The following is a 4,532-nucleotide window of genomic DNA, read 5'->3' as shown; positions in this document are numbered from 1 at the left end:
CACGCGATCGCCTTTTGTCCAGGCTATTTACGAGGGTTGGCCTTTTGGGACAAATGGGCGATCGTCGGTCTTTCCAAACCCAGAGGCGATCGGATGTTTACAGGTTTACCTTTAGACGATCTGCTGGCAGCGAAAAATGCGGCACCTGGTTGCGGTCTCATGTTTATTAACTTGGACACGGGGAATATTGACCACTGGATGCAAATGGAAGGAGTAGTCACAGAACTTTATGACGTACAAATTATCCCTCAAATTCGTCGTCCCATGGCATTAGGTTTTATGACCGATGAAATTTGCAAATGGATTACCATTGCCCCCACAATGAAGACTCGCGAGAAAAGGAAAAGTCAGCCCGACAATACTCAAGAAACCATTAAAAAAGCACCACAGCAAGGAGAAGTTTTCCCCTTTATCTCCTCCTAGAATCTCAAAGAAATTATCCTTACCATCTTGCCTGGGGACCCGTCCAAGCCGGTTGTTGAAATCGACCGTAAACAATAGGTTTATCGTCATTGGCTTGGGTGGTTTGACTGTCAAGATTAACCGCCCAAAGCGGCCAGTTTTCCTCCCCCAATAAGCCGGCTTGAAAGAGAACTTGTTCGGGGTAAAGGGTACTCCAACCGAGTAAAACTGCATTCGTATATTGAACGCTAATTGGGGCAATGGTATGGGTAATTTTAGTGTTACGATTCCAAACTACCGCATAATCCGAAGCATCCGAAGCACTAAATAAACCTTCAAATTGTCTGGCCAGAAGGCGATCGCCTTCCTTCGACCAAGAAACAGGAATAAGAATAGAAATAGCCCCCGCTTGGTTTTGTCCCTGTCCTCCCAAAGAATCCGCCGCTAAAGGAGAAGAAGCAGTAATTGTTTGTAATTCTCCCGTTTGTAGATTTTCCAAAAACATAACACTGCTGACACGGCTGCCAAAAAGTTGTTCTTGAACCTGCATGGCAATACGACTGTAGGCAGCATAAAGGCCATCTGGAGAAATTAAAGCAGGACTGCGATAATAGCGAGGTTCGGGATGAGGATTTTCTTTCAAGTCCGCATAAGTTGCCATAACCCAATTCCAAGGAACCGGATAATTACTATTGAGGGGATCTGTAGGTACTTCAGGAGGAAGCACTTCCGGGGCAGTATCCGAAACTTGCAAAGCAGGCCGGGATGAAGCAACATATTCAGCAGGGAGAACAACAACAGGCATATTACTAGGACTCGCATGGGCATGGGGGGTAATAAATAGCGCAGATAGTAAGAGAAAAGGCTTTGCGTTACACCACTCGCAAGGGATTAAAGACGATTTGAGCATGAAAGATTGGAGATGAGACAATTAGGTAAGTTTCGCCCGAGGCGATCGCTGTTTACAATATGTTAGCGATTACCGAGAATCTTCTCGATCTAATCTCAAAAACATCCCATTGGCAAAATTTGTATTCCCGTCATAGGGTAGGATGACAAGTATTCATTTTGTGCCGTTTTTCGGGTTGGACGGAAAGCGAAGGAAGCAAATTTAACATTACAAGGGGAAAATCCTGTGGATCTTATCCTAAATGTCATCTCATTTTTTGGTATTTTTGGACTCTGTGCTGTGGCTTGGTTGGGGTCGGAAAACCGCCGCGTCATTCCTTGGAATGTGCTTGTTTTCGGGATCGGACTGCAACTTATTATTGGTCTTTTTGTCTTTGTCGTCGGCGCTCAAGCTGTCGAATTGATTAATAATCTCCTCAACCCGGTTTTAGACGCTTCAGAAGCAGGGGCGAGATTTTTATTTGGTGGGGAGAGTTCGATTATTGTTCCCGACCCGAGTCGCATGGTGGGTCCAGGCCCCGCCGGACGTTGGTTGGCGAGGACTCTGGGAGATCCCTACGTGGGCATTCCTGGCGATCGCCTCAGTCCCGATAACCTCAGCATGGGCTATATTCTCGCTTTCCGCGCTCTTCCCCAGGTTATTTTCTTTGCGGGTTTGGTGAGTTTGCTCTATCGACTGCACGTCATTCAGCCGGTGGTGAAATGGTTTGCCTGGTTATTCCAAAGAACCATGAAAATTAGCGGCGCAGAATCCCTAGCGGGGGCAGCTAATATTTTTGTGGGGATCGAGTCCGCTTTAGCGGTTAAACCCTTTTTGCCCAAGATGACTCGCAGCGAACTTTGTGCCATTTTAACCAGTTGTTTCGGCTCGATCGCTTCTTCTGTTCTCGCCTTGTATGCTGGACTCCTCAAAGCTCAGTTTCCCTCCATTACGGGGCATTTGGTCTCTGCTTCTATTCTCACAATTCCCGCTTGTTTTGTTATTTCCAAACTCCTCGTCCCAGAAACGGGGGAACCGGAAACTATGGGAAGTATTCCCGAAGAAGTTGAAGATGAGTCAGTCCCTAAACTCAATCCCGTAGATAGTCTAATTGTGGGAGCATTAGATGGGGTGAAAATGGCAGTGGCGATCGCCGCAGTTTTGATTGCTATCCTCGGTTTGCTGGAATTGGTCAATATAATGTTTGCCGGTTTAGCCGGATTGAGCGAAGCGGAATATACTTTGCTGCGTCCCATTGGGCAATTATTTCAGTTTATTACCATTCCCAACATTCTTGGGGTTTTATTCTTTCCTCTCACTTTTTTAACTGGTGTTTCCCTCGACCTTAACGAACTCTGGCAATCTTCAGTCCTGATCGGACGACGATTATTTGAGACGAGCATCCCCCCCTATCTTGCTTTGAGTAAATTTTCAACCGAAGGCACTCTCAGCCCTCGCGCTTTGATTATTGTCAGTTATGTTCTCTGCGGCTTTGCTCATTTTGCGTCCTATGGCATCTTTGTAGGAGGATTATCGGCTTTAGTCCCCGAACGGCGGCAGGAAATCTCAACCCTCGGTTTTAAGGCATTATGGGGAGCAACTCTCGCTACTCTCATGACGGGAGCCGTTGCGGGAGTCTTCTATTTTGGTCAGCCTGGCGCTCTAGGACTTTAATTTAGTCAACTTTAATTTAGATGAGTCACCCGTTACCCGTTACCCGTTACTAGCTAATGAAAATTAATCGCTTTTGGTTCATCGGTTTGGCCTTGGTCGTGGCCATTGCTGCGATCGCCTACGGACAACCTCTACAATTTGCGAAACAACCCCATTCTGGGGCGATCGTGCAGGCGCAAACGCCTTCTCCAACGGAAACACCAACTCCAGAAACAACACCTTCTCCAACGGAAACGCCAACTCCAGAAGCAACGCCTTCTCCAACGGAAACGCCAACTCCAGAAACAACACCTTCTCCAACGGAAACGCCAACTCCAGAAGTAACGCCTTCTCCAACAGAAACCCCCACTCCAGAAGCAGATCCCGTTACTCAATCTGCTTTACCTCTTTCAGAAAAACCCTATCAAGACCCTAGCGATCGCTTTCAAGTCGGGATTATTGAGGGATTTAATCAATCTGTCATCACGGGAGTGCCTTTGTTTGAATCTCCTGACGGTCAACTGGCTTATACTGTCGCCGTGCGTCCCCGTGCTGCGGATGCGCCCCTGCGAGAATGGGCATTATCCCAGGTGGCGATCGATACCTTCAACCGAGGAGAAGGCATCGTAACGGGGGCGTATGAAGCCGTAGAGAGCGAATTGGGAGGGGCGATGCTGCCTTGGCAAGGCGCTTTAACCATGGGAAAAGATCGCACCCCTATGAAAGGTATTTTACTTTCTCGTCAAGTTCCCGGTCGCTTGGTCATTTTGGCGATCGCAGCCACAGAAAGCGCATCGGCACAAATTGATGCGGTTTACTCGACTCTAGAACCTACTTTAAAAGGGAGTGAGGAGTAGGGGCAAATGCTTGCGCCCTAGTTTGGAGTAAGAGGGTTTGGAGACCAAACCCCTACGGAGATTAATAATTGTTCATTGATAATTGTTCGTGGAAATGAACCCAGATGTTGAAATTCAGCGCTTGAAAGAGTTGATGCCTGCTTCCGGGCGAATGTATTGTCAGATTGTCAGCAAACCCCAACAAACTAAGGTGATTGACATGGAGTTTCCCTTACCTTGGAAGCGGAAGGCTCGACCAATTTATCTCAATTTTGACCTATGGCAACAATTAAAAAGGCAAGAGCGAGATTTGCTACTGCTGCGATCGGTGGTTTGGTTGACAGGAGTGCAATGGTTTAAACCGGATGTTTATCAAGGCTTGGCCGCGATCGGTTTGGTGGGAACGATCGCGGAATTTAGTCAAGGCGATCTAACTGGAGTTGTTGTCGCTGGAGGGCTAAGTGCGATCGCCTTGCGTCACCTATGGCGCGGGTATCGCGGCACAAAGCGAGAGATTGATGTTGACGAAGAGGCGATTCAAGTGGCGACCCGACGAGGGTATAGCGAGACGGAAGCAGCACAACACCTATTAATGGGAATTGAAGGCACAGTGAAGCTAGAAGGGCGTTCTAGTTTGACGTTTAACGAATTGATTCGCACTCAAAATTTACGGGGAATCGCCAATCTTTCCTCGGTTAGAGTCCCTCAAGGTTTGAGAGAGGAGTAGTGGGGAGTGTGGGGAGTGTGGGGAG

At 47.7% G+C, this 4,532-nt stretch carries 5 protein-coding genes; 4 read left to right on the top strand and 1 reads right to left on the bottom strand.

The genetic code is table 11. The annotated features are described in order from the left end of the window. A partial coding sequence (locus VB714_RS14690; protein ID WP_323225362.1) for a DUF4915 domain-containing protein occupies positions 1-423 on the top strand: 423 nt, incomplete at its 5' end. Between the two features lie 19 nt (positions 424-442). On the opposite strand, the gene VB714_RS14685 is transcribed toward VB714_RS14690, so the two are convergent. Next, on the bottom strand, positions 443-1,333 hold the full coding sequence (locus VB714_RS14685; RefSeq protein WP_323225360.1) for a hypothetical protein: 891 nt from the start codon (positions 1,331-1,333) through the stop codon (positions 443-445). A gap of 204 nt (positions 1,334-1,537) precedes the next feature. Between VB714_RS14685 and VB714_RS14680 the strand changes: the two genes are divergently transcribed. The 3 genes from VB714_RS14680 (at position 1,538) to VB714_RS14670 (ending at position 4,507) form a co-directional block, all read left to right on the top strand. Beyond that, positions 1,538-2,965, top strand: coding sequence for a NupC/NupG family nucleoside CNT transporter (locus VB714_RS14680; protein ID WP_323225359.1), 1,428 nt, complete (start codon positions 1,538-1,540; stop codon positions 2,963-2,965). Between the two features lie 56 nt (positions 2,966-3,021). Continuing rightward, a complete protein-coding gene (locus VB714_RS14675) occupies positions 3,022-3,801 on the top strand; it encodes a hypothetical protein (protein WP_323225357.1) in 780 nt (259 codons plus the stop codon). Between the two features lie 94 nt (positions 3,802-3,895). Then, on the top strand, positions 3,896-4,507 hold the full coding sequence (locus VB714_RS14670) for a DUF3318 domain-containing protein (protein ID WP_323225356.1): 612 nt from the start codon (positions 3,896-3,898) through the stop codon (positions 4,505-4,507). The last annotated feature ends 25 nt before the right edge of the window (positions 4,508-4,532 follow it).

Source organism: Spirulina sp. 06S082 (assembly GCF_034932145.1).
In the GTDB taxonomy this organism is placed as follows: Bacteria; Cyanobacteriota; Cyanobacteriia; order Cyanobacteriales; family Spirulinaceae; genus CCY15215.
The sequence above is the reverse complement of the archived record's forward strand: the minus strand, read 5'-3'. Positions and strand labels throughout refer to the sequence as shown.